The sequence below is a fragment of the Brevundimonas sp. genome (assembly GCF_031082345.1).
Taxonomy (GTDB): Bacteria; Pseudomonadota; Alphaproteobacteria; order Caulobacterales; family Caulobacteraceae; genus Brevundimonas.
The window spans coordinates 1-1,929 of sequence record NZ_JAVHLH010000370.1 but is presented as its reverse complement, the minus strand read 5'-3'; the positions used below and the strand labels follow the sequence as shown (position 1 = coordinate 1,929).

Below are 1,929 nucleotides of genomic sequence, written 5' to 3'. Positions count from 1 at the left end.
CAATACATGACCATCGCCATGGTCGGCGTCGTCATTCTGATCGCCGCCTGGTTCCTGATCGGACAGTGGGCCGCATTCGGCTTCGTCATCGGCGCCGTCTTGTCCGGCCTGGCAGGGTTCGCGGGCATGCTGATCTCGGTCCGCGCCAACGTGCGGACCGCGCAGGCGGCCTCCGAGAGCCTGTCGAAGGGCCTGGATCTGGCCTTCCGCTCGGGCGCCATCACCGGCATGTTCGTCGCCGGCGGCGCCCTGCTGGGCGTGGCGGGCTACTACGCCGTCCTGACCGCGGTGATGGGCTTCGAGCCTACCAGCCGCGAGGTCATCGACGGCCTGGTCGCCCTGGGCTTCGGCGCCTCGCTGATCTCCATCTTCGCGCGTCTCGGCGGCGGCATCTTCACCAAGGGCGCCGACGTGGGCGGCGACATGGTGGGCAAGGTCGAGGCCGGCATCCCCGAGGACGATCCCCGCAACGCCGCGACCATCGCCGACAACGTCGGCGACAACGTCGGCGACTGCGCCGGCATGGCCGCCGACCTGTTCGAGACCTATGCGGTGACCACGGTCGCCACCATGGTGCTGGCGGCGATCTTCTTCCGCGACCAGCCCTATGTCGAAACCATGATGCTGCTGCCGCTGGCCATCTGCGGCGTCTGCGTCGTCACCTCCATCATCGGCAGCTTCTTCGTCCGCATGGGCAAGAAGCAGAACATCATGGGCGCCCTCTACCAGGGCCTGATCGTCACCGGCGTGCTGTCGGCGGTCGCGGTGTATTTCGTCATCGACAACCTGGTCGGCGGCCCGATCGTCACCAACAGCGGTCTGGCCATCGAACCGATGAGCCTGTTCTGGTCCGGCATGGTCGGCCTGCTCGTCACGGCCGCCATCGTGGTGATCACCGAATACTACACCGGCTCGAATTTCCGTCCCGTACGCTCGGTTGCCAACGCCTCGGTTTCGGGTCACGGCACCAACGTCATCCAGGGCCTCGCCGTCTCGCTCGAGTCGACGGCCCTGCCGGCGCTGACCATCGTCGTCGGCATCATCGCCAGCTTCCAGCTGGCCGGGCTGTTCGGCATCGCCATCGCCACCACCACCATGCTCGGCGTCGCCGGAATGATCGTGGCGCTGGACGCCTTCGGGCCGGTCACCGACAACGCCGGCGGCATCGCCGAGATGGCGGGACTCCCCTCGGAAGTGCGTCACTCGACCGACGCCCTCGATGCGGTCGGCAACACCACCAAGGCCGTGACCAAGGGCTACGCCATCGGTTCGGCCGGTCTCGGCGCCTTGGTGCTGTTCGCGGCCTACACCTCGGACCTGGAATATTTCGCGGCCAATGCGGCGGAGTATCCGTTCTTCGCCAACATGGGCACGATCGACTTCGCCCTGACCAATCCGTACGTCGTCGTCGGCCTGCTGTTCGGGGGGCTGCTGCCCTTCCTGTTCGGCGGCATGTCGATGATGGCGGTCGGCCGCGCGGCCGAGTCGGTCGTGGCCGAGGTCCGTCGCCAGTTCCGTGAGAACCCGGGCATCATGACCTATGAGGTCAAGCCGGAGTACGGCCGGGCCGTGGACATCCTGACCAAGGCGGCGATTCGCGAGATGATCGTGCCGTCGCTGCTGCCGGTCCTGTCGCCCATCGTGCTGTTCGTCGCGGTGCTGGCGATCTCGGACAAGGCCACGGCCTTCGCCTCGCTCGGCGCCATGCTGATGGGCGTCATCGTCACCGGCCTGTTCGTCGCCATCTCGATGACTTCGGGCGGCGGGGCCTGGGACAACGCCAAGAAGGTGATCGAGGAGGGCTTCACCGACAAGAACGGCGTCGTCCACGGCAAGGGCTCCGAGGCGCACAAGGCTGCGGTGACCGGCGACACGGTCGGGGATCCGTACAAGGACACCTCCGGTCCGGCGGTGAACCCGATGATCAAG

Annotated in this window: 1 protein-coding gene; it reads left to right on the top strand. The window is 67.0% G+C overall.

Annotated features, from left to right (window positions below; translation table 11 throughout):
* A partial coding sequence (locus RDU12_RS15405) for a sodium-translocating pyrophosphatase (RefSeq protein ID WP_308685519.1) occupies positions 1-1,929 on the top strand: 1,929 nt, incomplete at both ends.